A 17,089-nucleotide genomic window follows, 5' to 3' on the forward strand; every position below is an offset into this window, starting at 1 on the left:
TGCCCGCCGAGCGAGGTTCACCGCGCCGGAAGGAGAGCTCTTCTCGGTCGGGGTCCACCGCTTCACCGGCACCCCGCAGCCACTGACCACGACCGGCAGGATCTTCCAGTTCCTCCCATGGACAGCGGCAAAGCCGGCTGCTTTCTGGACGGCCAGGGCCGGTCGGGAGCCGCGACGGCTTCAGACCAGGGTGATCCAGTAGTCCCAGAAGCGGTGCAGGATCGCGACGACGATGAACGCGAACCAGATGACGAGGACCAGGCTGTGGTAGAGGGCGACCTGTTCCGTTGCCCGCCGCAGCGCCCGCGGCAGTACGGTCGCGTTGTCCCGCAGGGTCTGCAGCGTGGTGTAGAGGAAGATCGGAATGGTGACCGCCCAGACCACCATGCAGTACGGGCAGAGCGCGCCGATCACATAGAGGCTCTGGTAGATGAGCCAGTGCACGAAGACGACACCGAAGGTGACGCCTCCCTGCAGACCGAGCCACATCCACCGGGGGATGCCTCCGGTGGCGAGCAGGACGACGCCGAGCGTGGTGACCACGGCGAACCCCGCGATGCCGAGCAGCGGGTTGGGGAATCCGAACACCGCGGCCTGCTCGGTGTTCATCACCGAGCCGCAGGACAGAACCGGGTTGATGCTGCAGGTGGGGACGTAATCGGGGTTAGCCAGCAGGTTGATCTTCTCGACGGTGAGGGTGGCGGCGGCGAGCAGGCCGACGCCACCGCCGACAGCGAGGATCCACGCGGTGACGACAGTCAGGAAGTGGCGCTCCGCGGGGGCGGTGACGGGTCGGTCGGCGGTGGCGGTCGTCATCCGGCCAGGGCAGCGTCGATCATGGCGGTCAGGTCGTCCTTGCTGCGCAGGTCGGAGAGGGGCTCCCCGTTGAGGAAGAAGGTGGGGGTGCCCTGCACACCGACGGCCTCACCGTCGGTCCGGTCCTTCGCCACCCGGGCGGCGGTGGCGGGATCGTCCAGGTCGCGCTGGAAGCGGTCGATGTCCAGACCGAGGGTACGGGCGTAGTCGACGAAGACCTCGGTCTGCGGCTCTTCCTGGTGACCCCAGACGTCCTGGTTCTCGAAGAGCAGCTGGTACATCTCGGCGAAGCGGTCCTGGTTGGCCGCGGACTCCGCGGCGCGGGCGGCAAGCTCGGCGTTGAGGTGGCTGGAGATGGGGAAGTACCGCACCACGAAGGTGATCTGCCCCTCGTAGTCGGCGAGGATCTCCTTGACCGTCGGGTACACCGCCTTGCAGGCCTCACACTCGAAGTCGAGGAACTCCACCAGGGTGACTCTGCCGTCGGAAGCGGAGGTCAGTAGGTGGCTGTCCTCCCGGACCAGCACCGTGGGTTCGACCGTGCCGCCGGTCGTCTCCGCGCTGGGAATCGCGTCCCGGCGGTTGAGCGCCAGCACGCCGACCATCACCAGAATCAACGCCACGACCGCGGCAAGGGTCAGCCGGATGTTCCTCGTCATATCTCCATCTCCTGTCGGTCTGTCCGATCCCGCGGCGACCGCCCTGAGCAGGCAAGGCGCCGGAGGCAAAGGTACCGGGCGCACCACCGCAGCTCACTGTGATTCACCTGTTCGGCGCGGAACGGGCAGGGCTGCACCCAGCGGCGGGGCCACCGGGACGACCATCCGGCTCGCTGACGCCCGCACCCGGGCGGGCCAACCGCCCACTCACCGACGGACCTGCTGATCGCGTTCGGCCAGATCCGCCAGCATCCGGTTGTACGCGGCCAACTCGGCGTCCTCGCGCCCTTCGGCTTCGGCGCGGTCGGCGGCGCGGTCCCGGCGGCGGGCCTCCCGCTCGTCGGCCTTCATCCACTGGCGCATCAACGCGCCCAGCACGACGACGGTGGGCAACTCACCGAAGGACCAGGCGATGCCGCCAGCGGTGCGTTGGTCCTCCAGCGGAGTGGCGCCCCAGGGACGGTCCAACGCGATCCACCAGTTCTCCGCGATCAAGGTGGTGGACTGCATGAGCGTGACGCCGAGGAAGGCGTGCAGCACCATGCTGATCAGGACCAGGATCAACTTCAGCGGATGTGGGATGCGCCGGGGTGCAGGATCAACCCCGATAACGACCCAGAAGAACAGATAGCCGGCGCCGAGGAAGTGTCCGACCATGGCCAGGTGCGCGGCGTGCGAGCGCAGTGCCAGCTCGTACAGGCCGGTGAAGTACATCATGTAGAGGCTGGCGACGTAGATCACCAACGCGACCACCGGGTTGGTGAGGACGCGCGAGAGCCGTGAGTGCAGCGCCACCTGCAGCCACTCCCGGGGGCCCGGCCAGCGCGGGTCGGTCGACGGGGCCAGGGCGCGCAGCGCCAAGGTGATCGGTCCGCCGAGCGCGAGCAGAATCGGGGCGATCATCATCAGCAGCAGATGCTGAATCATGTGGATCGAGAACAGCAGCGGCCCGTAGCGGGCCAGACCGCTCGAGGTGGCCACGATGATGAGGGCACAACCCACCAGCCACATGGCGGTACGGGAGACGGGCCAGGCATCACCGCGGCGGCGGAGCCGCCACACCCCGGCCGTGTAGAACCCGGCGGCGACGAGCGCGGCCGTAATGATCAGCGGCTCGGGCAGCCACTCGGTGGCGAGGTTGCCGATGGTTAACGGCGGCGGCATCGGGAAGCCGAGCAGCGCGGTGGCGAGGTCGTCCGTGTCCTCCCCGATGGGTGCCGGGGTGCGGGACAGGGCGACCGAGGTACCGATCGCAGCAGCGAAGAGCAGCGTTTCGACGACCGCGACCCGCAGGAACGGCCCACGCCGGCCTGCCGCCAGGGCCGGCAGGGCCCGGCGACGGTGCGCCAACCCCGCTGCGGCGATCGCGACGAGCGCCGCAGCCTTAATCAGAAGCACCTGCCCGTAGCGGGTGCCCAGCAGGTCGGCGGCGCTCGGGAGCCGAACAGCGGCCGACAGCAGCCCGGACAGGCCCACTGCGGTTAGGCAGCCAACGGCGAGCGGGGAAAACCTGCGCACGGCCCGCGCCAGGTCGGCGGTCGTGCCGCGACTGGTAACGGCCAGGGCGAGCAGGCCACCGGCCCAGAGGGTGACCGGCAGCACGTGCAGGAGCAGACCGGAGACCGCCAGCTGGTGGTCGCCGCTGGCCGCGGCGTGGCCGGTGAAGACCGGCGGCACCAGGGCGCCCAGCGCCAGCAGCAGGGCGGTCAGCGCACCACCGGGTCGCAGGCTGGTCGCGGCGACCACCGCCGCGGTCAGGGCCAGGGTGCCGCTCAGTGCCAGGGACTGCCCGAACGGAACGGTGGTGGCGAAGTTGAGCACCGCCCGCAGGGACAACACCTGCGAGGCGGGGAGGCCGAAGAGATCGACCAGGGTGTAACAGACCGCAACCGCGGACGCCGTGGCCCACACCGAGGCCGCGCCGGCGGCAGCGCGCATCCGCCGATAGCCGATCGGGGACAACCGCCCACCGTCGTCCCGGGGCGAGAGCACCACCGCTGCCAGCAGTAGACCGACCGTGGCGACCGCGCTGACCTGCATGCCCAGTCGGGAGGCCGGCAGCAGCCAGGCCGTGGTTGGTCCTGGGTTCGGAAGCCCGGGCGGGGCCTCCGCGACGGCACCGCCACCCCACCACAACAGCACCGCACCGACGGCGGCGGCCACCAGCACCGTCCCCGCTGACAGTAGAAACGGCCGGCGCCGAACAGCGGCGAGACTCATCACCGGGTCGCCAACCGACGCGGGTGGCGGGGAAGCGGCCGGAGACCGGCGACTACCCGCCAGACGGCGGCCCGGCGGGGAGTCAGGCTGGATGGGCGGTTCACGAACAGCTCCCGGATAGAGGGCGAAACATCAGGTAGTCGGCCTGTCACGCCCGCTGGTTCCCAGGAGCGATACAGGTCACCATCCGCTCCCGTGGCAGACAGCGTCCGCGTCGGCCGGCTCCGCCGGTTCGGCTTGCAGGGTGGCGTGCTCGATTGCGAAACGATCCTGCAGCAGCCGCCGGGACATGGCCAGCACTGCGGCAAGATCGGCATCACGCTCGAGAACCAGGTGCGCCGAAGCAACGTCCATCCCCGAGGTTAGCGTCCATACATGCAGGTCGTGCACGTCGGCCACCCCGTCCACGGCGAGTAGCTCCGCGCGCACCGCGGAGATGTCCAGATGCGCCGGCGCGGCCTGCACCAATACCCGCAGCGCGGCGCGACCCAACTGGTACGCGCGGGGCAGGATGAACAGCCCCACCGCCACTGCGATCAGCGGATCGGCGTACCACCAGTCGGTCACGGCGATCACGACCGCGGCGACGATCACCCCGACGGAGGTGAACAGGTCTCCCAGCACCTCCAGGTAGGCGCCCCGCACGTTCAGGCTCTCCCGCGAGCCCGCGCGCAGGAGGAAAAAGGCGACGACATTGGCCACCAGGCCCGCTACCGCCACCGCCAGCATCGGCCCCGCCAGCACCTCCGGCGGCTGGCTGAACCGACGTACCGCCTCGACCACCACGTAGCAGGCCACTCCGAACAGCAGTACGGCGTTCGCCAGCGCCGCCAGCACCTCCATCCGATAGAGCCCGAACGTTCGCTGGCCAGACCGGGACGCCCGGCTGGCGGCGGTGATCGCAGCCAGGGCCATGCCAATACCGAGGACATCGGTGAACATGTGGCCGGCGTCGGAGAGTAGCGCCAAGGAGCCGGTCATAACCGCCGCGACCGCCTCCACCACCATGAAAGTGAGGAGCAGCCCGAAAGCCACCCACAACCGGCCCCGGTGCTTCTCACCGGCCCGCGCCGCTTGTTGACCGTGATCGTGCCCCGCACCCATCCGCTTCTCCCTTCCCATCAAGCAGTGCCGCTATGAACATATGCTCACATCGCTATACATGCAAGTATGGCGGGCGCCACCAGCGGTGACCTGAGGGCTCCACCCAGCTACTTCTGCACGCGCTCACGGCACCAATGCCGACAAAAAGCGACATAACCGCTGAAACAGCGTTGAGGTTAGGGCAGCAGCGAACCCCGCGCCCGCCCGGAGCGTTGAATCCCGGCACGAAAGGTAGGGAGAGCCCCAAGCCGAAAGGTAGGGATGACCCTGCCCGAATTTGGCGGGCCTACCGCCATGGACGAGCGCCTTTCGCCGGCACCAGAATTAGCCCGAATCCAGGGCACAGCACATTTGCGAGGAGCTGAGCGGCATGGGCGGTGGCACCACACAGAATCGGCCGGGGCCACCGGGACAGCGACCCGACATATCCGCCCCGACATCGACCAACCTGCCGGCGCAGTACTCGCTGGCGAAAATCCTGGGAATCTGGGCAGCCGCCACCCTACCCATGGGACTGGGTTACTGGGTGATCACCCCCGCCGTCGCAGACGGCCCCTACGACACCGTGGTGCTGGCCACCGTCACGCTGGCGGCTGGCCTGATCTGGCAGTTCGTGCTGGCATTGTTGATCCTCTGGCGCGAGGAGGGGTCGGTAGGCCGCTCCGCCATGGCCCGCCGACTGTGGCTACAGGTTCCCAGAAACCCGGTGAACGGTCGGCCCCGCAAGCGCCTCCTTTGGCTGCTGGCGCCACTGGGAATCGCGTTCGTGCTCAACATGATGTACGTGGCGCCGGTGATTGAGAAACTACAGCAGCACCTGCTACCCGGGCCGGCTCCACTGCCCTTCCAGAAAGCCGAAACGCTCTTCTCGGCCGAAGTCGCCCCACAGATGAAAGGGGCCTGGTGGTTCCTTGCACTGTTTCTGACGCTCAGCATCTTCAACGTCTTCCTCGGTGAGGAGTTTATCTTCCGCGGAATCCTCCTACCCAGGATGCAAGGCGTGTTCGGATCAGCTGACTGGTTCGCGAACGGAGTCTTGTTCGGCCTGTACCACATACATCAGCCCTGGACCGCTGGTGGCATCATGCTGACCAGCGGACTGATCATGTCGCTACCGGTAAGGCGCTACCGAAGCATGTGGCTCTCGGTCATTCCGCACTCGATCCAAACGGTGATCGTGTTTGGCATGCTGCTCGGCCTCATGCGGGGCACGGTGTGACACCGCCGGCACCACCGGGAAAGCTCAACGCCCGGGCTCCCCAACACCACAGCCACCTGGGAGAGGCTTGGGGACCTGCCCGCGTCCGGGGCAGCAGTCCCCAAGCCTCGATCTCACGCCGTAGCAGCCCTCGAACGGGCCGGCAGAAGTCACGACAAGCGTGATCCTGCAAGCCCGAAGGGAACTCTCACCGACTCACCCAGCGCCCCCGGCGCAGTGTTGACGAGGCCGGGGGCAGAGTCAGCTAGTTGGCTGGAATCGTCACCAGGTCTGCCAGCGGCTTCTCGGTTGCATCTTCCTGCGGGCGGGAGAGGTAGAAGTCGGCGTACAGATATCCCGCACTCTCCATGTCGGCCGGGTCGACGCCCCGCGCCGCCAGCTCCGCCATCGCCCACTCCCGTTCGGTATCGTCGATAAACCGCCGCTGCCGAACAGCCTGGTCCGCCTTCTCGGTCACGAGCCCGTACTGCGCGAGCACGTCCGAGATCGGCTCATAGTCGTATGTCCGAAGGCAGAACGCGGCGACCCAGGGCGGTGCCTCGGTGCAGGTGAGTAGCCGCTCGAACGTCCGCTCGGTGACATAGCCAATGCCACCCGTGGTCGTGATGAGGTCAACCTCGGACATTTTCTTGGCCAATTCCGACGAAGGCTGCTCCGCCTCCAGGTTTTCGACAAAGGCATCGTCGAGCGCACCCACTGCCACACCGTGCCGAGTAGCGTTCTCGGCGACGTCCAACCCGATGACGTGCGGAGCGGCTGGCCGGGCCCGCTGACCCAGAAATTCGGTCTCGGCGCGGCGCACCTGGTCCACGGAACGCCCGTCGGCACTGGCACCCTGGTAGTACGTGTACACGTCGTCCAGCTCAAGATCGGTCTTGGTGAGGACGCCGACGATGCCGTAGGAACAGCACACGTCGAGCACGGTGGGGCGATAGCCGTCACCCCACGGTTGGGCATCGATCAGCTGGTTGAATACGGTCGCCCCATGCTGCGGGATCTCGTATTTCAACCGTCGCAGGTTGGCGTAATACGCACGCGGCGTCTCCTGGTTGTAGATTCCGCTGAAGTTGGCCTTACCGGACTCGTCGGTCAACGCTTTGACTCCCTTTACTCCGGATGCAAACTCAGGGCCCAAACACAGCCTCCGACCTGCGGCGGCCGGAGGCAACGGGTGCTACACCGGTAGGATATGGTGAATTCGTAGATTAGCCAAGCCGGCAAATCAGACAACCTACTCCAGCCGCGGGGGTTGCGTAGTGTGGTGACCCCCGCGAGATCGCAGGTAGGAACGGGGATGGGACGCGAGTGCGTCCCACTGTCCCGCTGATTGTGATCGGGTGACAGTGACGCGTCGCAGTACTCTCCGACGTCACTCTCCGGCGCCCTTTCCAGCAAGCCGCGGGCGTTCTCAGGCTAGGAGTGCGGCCCCTCGGCGCCGCTGGCGACCTACCCCGCCGGGCTGCGGAGAGCGTCGATCCGATCGACCGCGTTCGCGACTCCATCCTCGGCCGCGAGGCTCCGGCCCAGCCGGACCGCGGTGGCCCGGATCTCGGCGTCAGTGGTGACCGCACGGATCGCGGTAGCCAGCCGCTGCGGAGTGAGCTTCCGCTGTGGGATTGGCGCACTGCCCGCGCCGAGCGCGAATACCCGCCGGCCCCAGACGAACTGGTCCAGGAGGAACGGGCAGATCACCGAGGGCTTGCCCGCGCGCAGCGCCGCCGCGGTGGTGCCGGCCCCACCGTGGTGCACGACGGCGGACACCCGAGGGAAGAGCCAGTCGTGTGGGGCCTGCGTGAGGTGCCAGATGGTGTCTGACGGCTCGGTGTCTGACGGCTCGGTCTCCGCCAGGCCACCCCAGCCGGTGGCGACGATGCCGCGGACGCCGGCCTGGCGCAGGGCCTCACCGACGAGCCGGGTGAGGCGGCGCGGGTCGCGTCCGGCCATACTGCCGAAGCCGACGTACACCGGCGGGTCGCCCGCCGCAATGAAGTCGACCAGGGCGGCCGGGGGCTGCCAGCGGGCGGCATCGTCAAGGAACCAGTAGCCGGTGAGGTGCGCGTGCCCGGGCCAGTCGGCGGGGCGTGGCAGGACGTGCTCGCTGATGCCGTGCAGTACCGGGATCGGCCGCCCGTCGGGGAGTCGGGTGGTCAGCGCGGCACCGCTGGTCTTGGCGAGTCCAAGCGTGTCGCGACGAAACGTGTTAACCATGCCATCGTACATCCGGTAGCCGGCACCGGCCAGGCAGTAGGTCAGTCGGTTGTACCAACGGCCCAGGGGCAGTTCGGGTAGCCCGACGAGGGGGAAGTCACCGGTCGGTACGGAGACCGGCACCGGCAGCGCCAGTACTACCGGTACGCCGAGCTTCTCGGCGATGTGCGGACCGGCCAGCACCTTGGGGTGGTAGACGACCAGATCTGGCTTGACCTGCCTGGCCACCGCCCAGGCATCGGCGAGCAGACTCCGGTTGATCGGATTCGCCTGACGGGCCAGCCTAATGTTGGTCTTGACCGCCCCGAGCACCCCGGTGGTGTCCTCCATCGCGGCCCGGCCTGCGGCCGAATCCAGCAGCTGCAATATGTCGTCACTGAGCTCGCCGTACGCCAAACCCTGGTCGGTGACGAACGACCGGAATCGGGCGCAGGTGGCCAGAGTGACCTCATGGCCGGCCGACTGGAGACCTTTGCCGAGGGCCACGTACGGCTGAACGTCCCCTCGCGACCCTACGGTGATCACCAGGATTCGCATCCTAGCTGTCCTTTCGTGCTTGTTGACGGAACTCCTCCATCAGGGCTGGGGTGCGCTCGACCATGAAGGTGTAGAAGTCGCGGGTATGGCGTAATCGGCTGGCCTCGGGTGCTGCCGCGTCGCCGATCAGATCGATCCCGCGCTGCATCAGAGCGATGAAGACGCGCATCTTGTCGGTTGGGTCGATGGCACGGGCGAAGGCATCTGGATGCATCTCGTACGCGTGTCCCCGGCCCTGGCTCGGCACCCGTCGGACCAGGCCGGACTGTTCCAGCACCCGCATGCCGGTGGACACCGAGGCCTTGGAGAGCCCCATCGCCTCGCACAGCTGTGCGGTGGTCTGGGTCGGCGGGTCGCAGATGAGCAGCCAGCCCAGCAACTTGCCGAAGGCGGGGGTGGTGCCCATCCGAGCCAGGACGACACCGACCTCCTCGGCGTACCGCCGGCGAGCCTCCGAGTCCATAAACTCCCCTCCTGACACGATAGTCTCGAACGTTCAGAACTTTCTAAAAAAGAAATTAGACCTGGATTGGAAACCAGGACAGAGCGAAATACGAAAATTTCCACCACGAATCTATTCCCAAGGGAAGTATTGACGATCCGCCCTCCTGCATGACTGCTGCTAACCAACTGGAATCAAGCGCCTTGCAATGCTGCACCAGCACGCATCAGCCGGTATGGTCCGGGCTTATGGGACAGGAGATGATCGATCCCGTCGATGTCCGGCAGGATTTCGCACGGTACTCACTCCGCAGCTCGATCCTCGTTTCCGCGTCGGCGCAGCAGGCATTCGCGGTATTCACCGGCGCGATAGCTGACTGGTGGGTCATGGAGTACACCTGGTCCGGCCCCGACTTACTAACCACGCTGGAGATGGAGCCACGGACCGGCGGGATGCTGTTCGAAATCGGCCCGCACGGCTTCCGCAACGACTGGGGCCGGGTACTGGCCTGGACCCCGCCCCGCCGGCTCGTCTTCACCTGGCAGATCGGGGCGGACCGCGTCCCCGCGCCCGACCCGGCTCGGGCCAGCGAGGTCGAGGCGCTCTTCCGGTCCGACCAGTCGGGACAGACCCGAGTAGAGGTAGAACACCGGCATTTCGATCGGCACGGCCCAGCAGCGGAGGGCTACCGTCGGGCGCTCACCACTGGCTGGTCCGAACTCCTCGCTCGCTATGCGAGCGTGGTCGCAAAGCGCACCGTCGGCTAAGGCACTGGCTCGACCATTTCCGCCACTTTTACAAAACCCTGGCAAATCAACACGGTCCACCTGCGGACCGTGGAATAGCAGGGCCCCGGGCGTGGGCAGAGCGCGCTACTCTGCGCAGCGTTACCTTCGCCCGAGGAAGGACCGCGATGCTGATCTCACGCGCCCCGCGAGCTGCCGCTCTGGCCGCCTGCGCGACGTTCCTGCTCGCCAGTAGCGCCTGCGGAACTAACGAGTCCGACGAGGTCACCGCTACCTCCGTCCGCCTCTACGGCACCGACGGCAACATGCTCAACTCGTTCCCCACCGAGTTGGGGGACCGGGCCGACCTGGTTGACGGGATGAAGGGCACCACACCGCTGACCCCGCTGCCGGAGGACTTCAAGGACCGGTTGCGGTCGATCGACCCCAACCTGACCAGCTTCGTCTATGCGGCGGAGACCTACGACGCGGTGCTGATCAGTGCGCTCGCCGCGCAGCTCGCCGGCACCACCGATCCGGCGGCTGTCGCAGCACAGATCGTCGGCGTCACCAACGGTGGCCAACGGTGTGAGACCGCCGTGGCCTGCCTCGAGCTGGCCCGTGACGGGCAGGACATCGAGTACCGCAGTGTCTCGATCACCCGGGGTGGGTTCACCGCAGCCGGCGAACCCTCCACCGCCAGCTATGCCACCCTGCACTTCGACGGGACTCAGATCAACGACGCCAAGACGGAGTTCGTCGGTGCGGGCTCCGAGTCCACCGCGAGCAGCGCACCGCCGCCGGACGCCGAGGCGGCCGACCAGAACGAGGACGCCCCGCTGGTGTTGGGCGGCCTGCTGCCACAGACCGGGGACCTCGCGCTGTCCAACCCACCCCTCGCCGCCGGCGCCGCCCTCGCGATCCAGGAGATCAACGCCGCCGGGGGCGTCCTTGGCAACCCGGTTACCTGGATCGACGGCGATGACGGCACCAATCCGGCGGTCGCCAGGGCGACGGTGGCGAGCCATGCCGCCGCCGGCGTCCACGTGATCATCGGCGCCGGGGCGTCGGGAGTCTCCCGGGCAGTGCTACCCGACGTGGTGCGGGCCGGGCTCGTGCTGTTCTCCCCGTCGAACACCGACGCGAGCCTCACCGACCTGAACGACGAGGGCCGTTACTTCCGAACCGCTCCACCCGACAGCCTGCAGGGCCGGGCGCTGGCTGACGTCATCCTGCGGGACGGCCCGGAGCAGATCGCCATCGTGGCCCGTCAGGACTCGTACGGCGAGGGCCTACAGGAGATCGTCCGGTCCGAGTTGGAACGTGCTGGCCTCGGACCGGACCAGCTCAACCTGAGCACATATCAGCCACCGGAGGGCGCCGAGGCGACAGCGGTCGACTTCACCTCCGTGGTCCGCGAGATCAAGGAGTCTGGGGCCGACGCTGTCCTGATCATCGGCTTCAGTGAGTCAGCCGGGCTGATCCGGGACCTCGCCGACGCCGGGGTGCCGCTGCACCACTGAGCCGTGATCGGGTGCTGGCCGCACCACTGGGCCGCTTGTCGGGGTGCTGGCCGCACCACGCGCCCACCGGGCCAGCTACGCGCCCCGCACCGCTGCCGGCATCGACCCGGTCAGGACCGACGCCGACGCTCGAGAAAGTCGGTCATCCGCCGGTGCTTCTCCTCGTCCTCGAAGAGCACTGCCTGACTGACCAGATCCAGGTGCGGGTGCGCGGCGGCCGGAGCATCCACGGCCAGCTTGGTCAGCCGCAACGCGAGCGCGGAGCCCTTCGCCACCTCGTCGAGCAGGGTGTGTGCCGCCGGCAGCAGCTCGGCGGGCTCGGCGACCACCCGGTTGACCAGACCGATCCGCAGGGCCTCCGCAGCATCCACCCGCCGGCCGGTGAAGAGCAGCTCCTTCGCCCGCGCCTCGCCGACCAGCGCCGGCAACCGGTGCGTCGCCCCCGCCCCGGCCAGGATGCCGAGCCGCACCTCGGGCTGTCCGAAGACGGCCCGCGCGGTGCACACCCGTAGGTCGCCGGCGTACGCCAACTCGGCACCGCCGCCCAGAGCCGGCCCATCGACCGCTACCACGGTCGGCATCGGCAGCGCCCTGATCCGGGCGAAGACGGCCGAGTTGATCGCGGCGAGGGCATCCAGCCGGTCGCGCTCGCGGAGCTGACCAATGTCGGCGCCCCCGGCGAAGATGCCTTCCGCGCCTCCGGTGAGCAGCAGCAGCCGCGGCCGGGCCTCCAGCTCGGCGCAGAGTTCGTGGAGCGCGTGGACGAGGTCAACGTCGATGGCGTTGCGCTTCTCTGGGCGGTCCAGCATCGCCACCACCCGGTCGGCCTGTTCTTCGATCCGCAGGCCCCTCACGCCTTCACCCCGTTCTCCCACCGGTAGAAGCCCTGGCCGGACTTCTTGCCGAGGTGTCCGGCGGCGACCATCTCGACCAACAGCGGCGGCGGCGCGAACCGCTCCCCGTACGCGGCCGCCAGGGTGCGGGCGATGTCGAGCCGCACGTCCAGCCCGACCAGGTCGGTGAGCTCCAGCGGCCCCACCGGATGCCGGTAGCCAAGCACCATCGCCTTGTCGATGTCCGCTGGTTCCGCCACCTTGTCGGCGACCATTCGAATCGCCTCCAGACCGAGCGTCACCCCCAGCCGGGAGGTGGCGAAGCCGGGCAGGTCACGTACGACGACCGGGTCCTTGCCCAGCCGAGCGGCGAGCGCGACCGCCGCGTCCGTGCTCTGCGGTGCGGTCCCTGGACCGACCACGACCTCGAGCAGCGTCATCGCCCAGACCGGGTTGAAGAAGTGCAGGCCGAGGAAGCGGTCCGGGCGGGTCAGCCCCTCGGCCAGCTCGGCGATCGAGATGCTGGAGGTGTTGCTGGCCAACAGCGCCGGGCTCAGGTTCTCGGCGTCGCGCAGCACGGAGCGCTTCAGGTCGGCCCGCTCCGGTACGGCCTCCACCACGACCTCCGGACCGGCGCTGACCTCGGTGAGGGTGCTCCGAACAGTCACCCGGGACCGGCCGGCGCCGGCCTGCTCAACCGTCATCCGGCCGCGGGAGGCGGCCCGGTCCCACAGCTCGCCGAGGCGCACCGCGGCGGCTTCACCCCGGGCCGGATCGACCTCGACCAGGTCCACGTCGTAGCCGGCACCGGCGGCCACGTACGCGATCCCGAGGCCCATCGTGCCGGCCCCGATCACGACCCAACGGTCACCCATGGTGCCTCCTCCCTCCGGCGGCGCCCCGGGGGTCACCCGCGCCGTCCCGCCTACCCGTTTCGCTCGTCCCCGCGACCCTATTGGTTGGGAGGCGTCGCGCGGCAGCCCGCACCGGGCGGAGGGCCGCTCCGGGATGGACGCCACCGCGGCAGTTCCACGATCAGCTCAGCGACGTACGGCACGCCGGCCCGGCTACTGCCCGGTCAACCGGCCGCGGGGGTCGTATCCTGGCGGCGTGACCACGCTGGACCGACTCGCGACCGAGAAGTACATCCTGCTCACGACCTTCCGCAAGGACGGCCGTGCGGTGCCGACCCCGGTCTGGGCGGTCCGTGACGGCGATGCGCTCGTAGTTTGGACAGTTGCCAACTCCGGCAAGGTGAAGCGGATCCGGCGCAGCGGCGATGTGACCGTCGCCCCCTGCGATGTCCGAGGTCGACCGCACGGTCCGGCGGTGCCCGGATACGCCGCGCTCGCCGACTCGGCGGGCACCCGGCGCGTCCGCAGCCTGATCAAGGAGAAGTACCGGGTACTCGGCCGGCTCACCCTGCTGGGGAGCCGACTACGCCGGGGCGAGCAGGGCACGGTGGGAATCCGGGTCACGCTCAAGGACTGAACCGCGTCCGCCCCACAAGAGACCCGGGGCTAACGGCGTCCGCCCCCCACCGAGACTCCGGGGGCTAAGCGGCGTTCGCCCGCAGAAATGCGGGTAGGGCGGTGGACAGATCGTCCACCGCCCTACGCGCATTGTCCGTTGGCTCTCACCCGGTCAGTCCCCCTGACGCTGCTGTGGGATCTGCCCCTGCAGCAGCGCTCTGACCTCCGACTCCCGGTATCTACGGTGCCCGCCAAGAGTCCGGATCGCACTCAGCTTGCCGGCCTTGGCCCAACGGGTCACCGTTTTCGGGTCGACACGGAACATCGACGCCACCTCGGCCGGCGTGAGCAGCGGCTCCGGTTCGTGCGTTCGCGATGCCATGGGTCACTCCTCCACATGTATAGACATCGGCCGGGGTCCCGCCGGCCGACGCGTCTCCCATGGTCCGGCTAGTCCCCGATGTCCGACATGGGCCGAACGGCCGAACGTCCCTAGACGGACGGATGAACCATGACCGAATTATTCGCCTTTAACATGACAGGGCACACCTTATGTGATCTCATGATCACGGGTCGTGACGTATCAAACGCGAATGGTTCCCGGATCAGCGAGGTTCAATCAACTGATTTGGGGTCAGTTGCACCGCTCGAGCAACTGCACCGCACGCCACCGCGCAACCAGCTTGTCGTAAGCCGTTGACGCCTCCTCCGCCTCGCCCCGAGACAGCCCGGCCAGACCGGCGGCGACCAACTCCGGCGAGTCGTCAGCGGCGAGGGTCTCGTCGGAGAGCAGCGACACCAGCCCGCCGTAGTCCAGTTCCACCACCGACCGTGGATGGAACTCCTCCAGCCAGCGCGCGGCCTCCTCCACCGCCTCGGTGATCGGCGCGGCACCGACCGACTTGCGCAGCACGGCAAGGGCCCGCGACGAGCGACGGCGGGCTTTGGAAATCTCCGTCCGGTACCGCAGTGCCCGCCGGCCGGGCTCGGTGACCTGGTGCCGCTCCGCCGGCTCGAAGAGGACAAACCACCGCAGCGGCACGCCCCACGTGGCGATCTGCTCGTGTACCCGGGGAACGCCGTGCTCCAGGACACGCGCCCCGCTACGCCAGTCGTCAACCACCGCCTTGGCCTTACCGGCCAGCACCGGCGGCACAAAGGCGTCAGCCAACACCGGGGGTACGCCATCGCGCGCGTTCAGCGCCGCCTCGGCGACCCGGATGCGCAGGTTCCACGGACAGACCAGCAGCGTGTCGTCGGCCTCCAGGACGTACGCCTCGTCCGGCAGATTCGGCAGCCGCGTCCAGCCCGCTCCGAGCGCCTCGATCACCGACGTGAGCTGCCGGCCGGGCCCCTCCGCCGGGGCGACGGCCCGTCCCTGTTCGACGTAACTCTGCCAGTACGCCTGGCGGTCACGGTCGAAGGCGGTCAGCGGTTCGTACACGCGCAGGTATGCGGCGAAGAGCGAGGGCACGGCGCGATCCTCCCACGAGTCGGATGCGAATCCCTGGTGGCACAGTTTCGCGTGCACTCCGGAGAGTCGCCGAGCGGCTGGTCCCGCCGTACGGACGCACACGCCGGTGACGACGGAGACGATGTCGGCCGATACTAGGCTCAGCGGCACCGGCAGCATCCCGCCGGCGTCCGCAGGTCCGCGGCCCACAAGGCCGCACACCACACCAGGAGTGAGTCATGGGCGTATTCGCCACCGCCGACGACCCCGGGTCGGTCGGCCACGAGCAGGTTCTGTTCTGCCAGGACAAACAGTCCGGCCTTCGGGCGATCATCGGCATCTACTCCACGGCGCTGGGGCCCGCGCTCGGCGGCACCCGGTTCTACCCGTACGCGAGCGAGGAGGCAGCCCTCGCCGACGTGCTCGACCTCTCCCGCGGGATGGCGTACAAGAACGCCCTCGCCGGGCTGGACCTGGGCGGCGGCAAGGCGGTCATCTGGGGGGATCCCGAACAGCTCAAGAGCGAGGCACTATTGCGTGCCTACGGCCGCTTCGTGGGCACCTTGGGTGGCCGTTACTACACTGCCTGCGACGTTGGTACCTACGTGGCCGACATGGACGTGGTCGCCCGGGAGACCCGGTTCGTCACCGGCCGAAGCCGTGAGCACGGGGGCGCCGGCGATTCCTCGATCCTCACCGCCTGGGGCGTGTTCCAGGGCATGCGCGCCGCAGCCGAGCACGCCTGGGGCACGCCGACGCTACGCGGACGACGAGTCGGCGTCGCCGGCCTGGGCAAGGTCGGCAAGTACCTGGTCGGCCATCTGGTGGACGATGGCGCCGAGGTCGTGGCGACCGATGTGAACCCGCGGGCCCTGGCCTGGGCGCGGACGAACTATCCGCAGGTGACGCTGCTGGACGACGCCACCGCACTGACCGCCGCTGACATTGATGTGTACGCCCCGTGCGCGCTGGGGGGCACGCTCAACGACGACACGGTCCCAGCGCTACGGGCGAAGGTGGTCGCCGGGGCGGCGAACAACCAGCTCGCCCACCCGGGCATCGAAAAGCTCCTCGCCGACCGGGGCATCCTGTACGCGCCCGACTATGTGGTCAACGCCGGTGGCGTGATCCAGGTCGCCGACGAGATCGAGGGCTTCAACTTCGACCGCGCCAAGCTGCGGGCGACCAAGATCTACGACACCACCCGGGAGATCCTGGGGCTCGCCGATGCCGAGGGGGTGCCGCCGGCGGTGGCAGCGGACCGGCTGGCCGAGCGACGGATGGCTGAGGTAGGCCGGCTGCGAACGATCTTGTTGCCCTGATCACGCCCCGGGGGCGGGCCGGGTTGGTTCCGCCCCTGGGCCGACAGAGCGACGCGACGCGGTTAAGCTGGATTCACGGTGATTCGCCTGCTGTTAGGGGCACTCCCCGGATTGGCCCTTACCGAGTACACTGGGTGACGACCGGCCCGCCGCGACGCGCGGAGCCGGGCGACGGTAACCCGAGGTGCCGAACGATGGCATCTCCATGTACCGTAAGAGCCACGAGAGATGCCTGACGTCATCGGGGCCCGCCTTCGGGCTGCCCCGCATTCTGTGCGAGGGGGTCGAGCCATGGGGCGCGGCCGAGCTAAGGCCAAGCAGACAAAGGTGGCCCGGGAGTTGAAGTACCACTCCCCGAACACCGACCTCGCCGCCTTGCAACGCGAACTCGGCGGCAGCCACAAGTCGGACCACGACTTCGACGACGACTACAAAGAGTATGTCGACGACGATGACGAGGACCACGTGGACGACGACCCGGAAAACCGGGCTCGTCCCAACCGCTGACCCCTGGTCGCAACTGAGCACGCGGTCGATCCGCGTGCTCATGTCTGTG

At 68.4% G+C, this 17,089-nt stretch carries 17 protein-coding genes; 6 read left to right on the top strand and 11 right to left on the bottom strand.

All coding sequences use genetic code 11. The features are described 5' to 3' along the window. Positions 1-180: 180 nt before the first annotated feature. The 4 genes from K228_RS0109430 to K228_RS0109450 form a co-directional block, all read right to left on the bottom strand. The gene (locus tag K228_RS0109430) at positions 181-816 is read right to left on the bottom strand and encodes a vitamin K epoxide reductase family protein (protein WP_025618222.1); all 636 of its coding nucleotides are present in this window, start codon (positions 814-816) and stop codon (positions 181-183) included. Further along, positions 813-1,475, bottom strand: a complete 663-nt coding sequence (locus K228_RS0109435) for a DsbA family protein (protein WP_025618223.1) — start codon at positions 1,473-1,475, stop codon at positions 813-815. The genes K228_RS0109430 and K228_RS0109435 overlap by 4 nt, the downstream gene beginning before the upstream one ends. 207 nt (positions 1,476-1,682) lie before the next feature. Further along, the gene (locus K228_RS0109440; RefSeq protein ID WP_025618288.1) at positions 1,683-3,695 is read right to left on the bottom strand and encodes a bifunctional copper resistance protein CopD/cytochrome c oxidase assembly protein; all 2,013 of its coding nucleotides are present in this window, start codon (positions 3,693-3,695) and stop codon (positions 1,683-1,685) included. Positions 3,696-3,875: 180 nt separating this feature from the next. Continuing rightward, complete coding sequence (locus K228_RS0109450) at positions 3,876-4,799, bottom strand: cation diffusion facilitator family transporter (protein WP_025618224.1); 924 nt, start codon at positions 4,797-4,799, stop codon at positions 3,876-3,878. Positions 4,800-5,169: 370 nt separating this feature from the next. Between K228_RS0109450 and K228_RS0109455 the strand changes: the two genes are divergently transcribed. Further along, positions 5,170-6,018 (top strand): CPBP family intramembrane glutamic endopeptidase, encoded by an 849-nt coding sequence (locus K228_RS0109455; protein ID WP_025618225.1) that lies wholly within the window; start codon positions 5,170-5,172, stop codon positions 6,016-6,018. A gap of 244 nt (positions 6,019-6,262) precedes the next feature. Here K228_RS0109455 and K228_RS0109460 read toward each other — a convergent pair whose 3' ends face one another. The 3 genes from K228_RS0109460 to K228_RS0109470 form a co-directional block, all read right to left on the bottom strand. Further along, entirely contained in the window at positions 6,263-7,111 is an 849-nt protein-coding gene (locus tag K228_RS0109460) for a hypothetical protein (RefSeq protein WP_025618226.1), read from the bottom strand. A 353-nt stretch (positions 7,112-7,464) separates the two neighbouring features. Further along, the gene (locus K228_RS0109465; protein WP_025618227.1) at positions 7,465-8,763 is read right to left on the bottom strand and encodes a glycosyltransferase; all 1,299 of its coding nucleotides are present in this window, start codon (positions 8,761-8,763) and stop codon (positions 7,465-7,467) included. A 1-nt stretch (position 8,764) separates the two neighbouring features. Continuing rightward, positions 8,765-9,226, bottom strand: a complete 462-nt coding sequence (locus K228_RS0109470; protein ID WP_025618228.1) for a GbsR/MarR family transcriptional regulator — start codon at positions 9,224-9,226, stop codon at positions 8,765-8,767. A gap of 227 nt (positions 9,227-9,453) precedes the next feature. Between K228_RS0109470 and K228_RS0109475 the strand changes: the two genes are divergently transcribed. Both K228_RS0109475 and K228_RS0109480 read left to right on the top strand, forming a co-directional pair. Next, a complete protein-coding gene (locus K228_RS0109475) occupies positions 9,454-9,972 on the top strand; it encodes an SRPBCC family protein (RefSeq protein WP_025618229.1) in 519 nt (172 codons plus the stop codon). 146 nt (positions 9,973-10,118) lie between these two features. Then, on the top strand, positions 10,119-11,453 hold the full coding sequence (locus K228_RS0109480; protein WP_025618230.1) for an ABC transporter substrate-binding protein: 1,335 nt from the start codon (positions 10,119-10,121) through the stop codon (positions 11,451-11,453). A gap of 110 nt (positions 11,454-11,563) precedes the next feature. Here K228_RS0109480 and K228_RS0109485 read toward each other — a convergent pair whose 3' ends face one another. Beyond that, on the bottom strand, positions 11,564-12,307 hold the full coding sequence (locus K228_RS0109485) for an enoyl-CoA hydratase/isomerase family protein (protein WP_025618231.1): 744 nt from the start codon (positions 12,305-12,307) through the stop codon (positions 11,564-11,566). After that, entirely contained in the window at positions 12,304-13,161 is an 858-nt protein-coding gene (locus K228_RS0109490; RefSeq protein ID WP_025618232.1) for a 3-hydroxyacyl-CoA dehydrogenase family protein, read from the bottom strand. The genes K228_RS0109485 and K228_RS0109490 overlap by 4 nt, the downstream gene beginning before the upstream one ends. Positions 13,162-13,396: 235 nt before the next feature. Here K228_RS0109490 and K228_RS0109495 point away from each other — a divergent pair, with 235 nt between their 5' ends. Further along, on the top strand, positions 13,397-13,777 hold the full coding sequence (locus K228_RS0109495) for a PPOX class F420-dependent oxidoreductase (RefSeq protein WP_025618233.1): 381 nt from the start codon (positions 13,397-13,399) through the stop codon (positions 13,775-13,777). 153 nt (positions 13,778-13,930) lie between these two features. On the opposite strand, the gene K228_RS0109500 is transcribed toward K228_RS0109495, so the two are convergent. Continuing rightward, on the bottom strand, positions 13,931-14,140 hold the full coding sequence (locus K228_RS0109500; protein WP_007073996.1) for a BldC family transcriptional regulator: 210 nt from the start codon (positions 14,138-14,140) through the stop codon (positions 13,931-13,933). 252 nt (positions 14,141-14,392) lie between these two features. Further along, positions 14,393-15,232, bottom strand: a complete 840-nt coding sequence (locus tag K228_RS0109505; RefSeq protein WP_025618234.1) for a DUF8083 family protein — start codon at positions 15,230-15,232, stop codon at positions 14,393-14,395. A gap of 218 nt (positions 15,233-15,450) precedes the next feature. On the opposite strand from K228_RS0109505, the gene K228_RS0109510 reads away from it, so the two are divergent. Continuing rightward, positions 15,451-16,533: a Glu/Leu/Phe/Val dehydrogenase dimerization domain-containing protein gene (locus K228_RS0109510; RefSeq protein ID WP_025618235.1), complete on the top strand. Its 1,083-nt coding sequence runs from the start codon at positions 15,451-15,453 to the stop codon at positions 16,531-16,533. Positions 16,534-16,824: 291 nt separating this feature from the next. Then, the gene (locus K228_RS0109515; protein WP_025618236.1) at positions 16,825-17,040 is read left to right on the top strand and encodes a DUF3073 domain-containing protein; all 216 of its coding nucleotides are present in this window, start codon (positions 16,825-16,827) and stop codon (positions 17,038-17,040) included. The last annotated feature ends 49 nt before the right edge of the window (positions 17,041-17,089 follow it).

Origin of the sequence: Salinispora cortesiana, from assembly GCF_000484695.1 — a bacterium.
GTDB classification, from domain to species: domain Bacteria; phylum Actinomycetota; class Actinomycetes; order Mycobacteriales; family Micromonosporaceae; genus Micromonospora; species Micromonospora cortesiana.

Excerpts from the sequence above, each read along its gene's own strand:
- K228_RS0109465 (WP_025618227.1), bottom strand. The coding sequence starts at position 8,763 with ATGCGAATCCTGGTGATCACCGTAGGGTCGCGAGGGGACGTTCAGCCG.
- K228_RS0109480 (WP_025618230.1), top strand. The coding sequence starts at position 10,119 with ATGCTGATCTCACGCGCCCCGCGAGCTGCCGCTCTGGCCGCCTGCGCG.
- K228_RS0109510 (WP_025618235.1), top strand. The coding sequence starts at position 15,451 with ATGGGCGTATTCGCCACCGCCGACGACCCCGGGTCGGTCGGCCACGAG.
- K228_RS0109455 (WP_025618225.1), top strand. The coding sequence starts at position 5,170 with ATGGGCGGTGGCACCACACAGAATCGGCCGGGGCCACCGGGACAGCGA.
- K228_RS0109475 (WP_025618229.1), top strand. The coding sequence starts at position 9,454 with ATGGGACAGGAGATGATCGATCCCGTCGATGTCCGGCAGGATTTCGCA.
- K228_RS0109490 (WP_025618232.1), bottom strand. The coding sequence starts at position 13,161 with ATGGGTGACCGTTGGGTCGTGATCGGGGCCGGCACGATGGGCCTCGGG.
- K228_RS0109515 (WP_025618236.1), top strand. The coding sequence starts at position 16,825 with ATGGGGCGCGGCCGAGCTAAGGCCAAGCAGACAAAGGTGGCCCGGGAG.
- K228_RS0109450 (WP_025618224.1), bottom strand. The coding sequence starts at position 4,799 with ATGGGTGCGGGGCACGATCACGGTCAACAAGCGGCGCGGGCCGGTGAG.
- K228_RS0109500 (WP_007073996.1), bottom strand. The coding sequence starts at position 14,140 with ATGGCATCGCGAACGCACGAACCGGAGCCGCTGCTCACGCCGGCCGAG.
- K228_RS0109430 (WP_025618222.1), bottom strand. The coding sequence starts at position 816 with ATGACGACCGCCACCGCCGACCGACCCGTCACCGCCCCCGCGGAGCGC.
- K228_RS0109440 (WP_025618288.1), bottom strand. The coding sequence starts at position 3,695 with ATGAGTCTCGCCGCTGTTCGGCGCCGGCCGTTTCTACTGTCAGCGGGG.
- K228_RS0109470 (WP_025618228.1), bottom strand. The coding sequence starts at position 9,226 with ATGGACTCGGAGGCTCGCCGGCGGTACGCCGAGGAGGTCGGTGTCGTC.
- K228_RS0109435 (WP_025618223.1), bottom strand. The coding sequence starts at position 1,475 with ATGACGAGGAACATCCGGCTGACCCTTGCCGCGGTCGTGGCGTTGATT.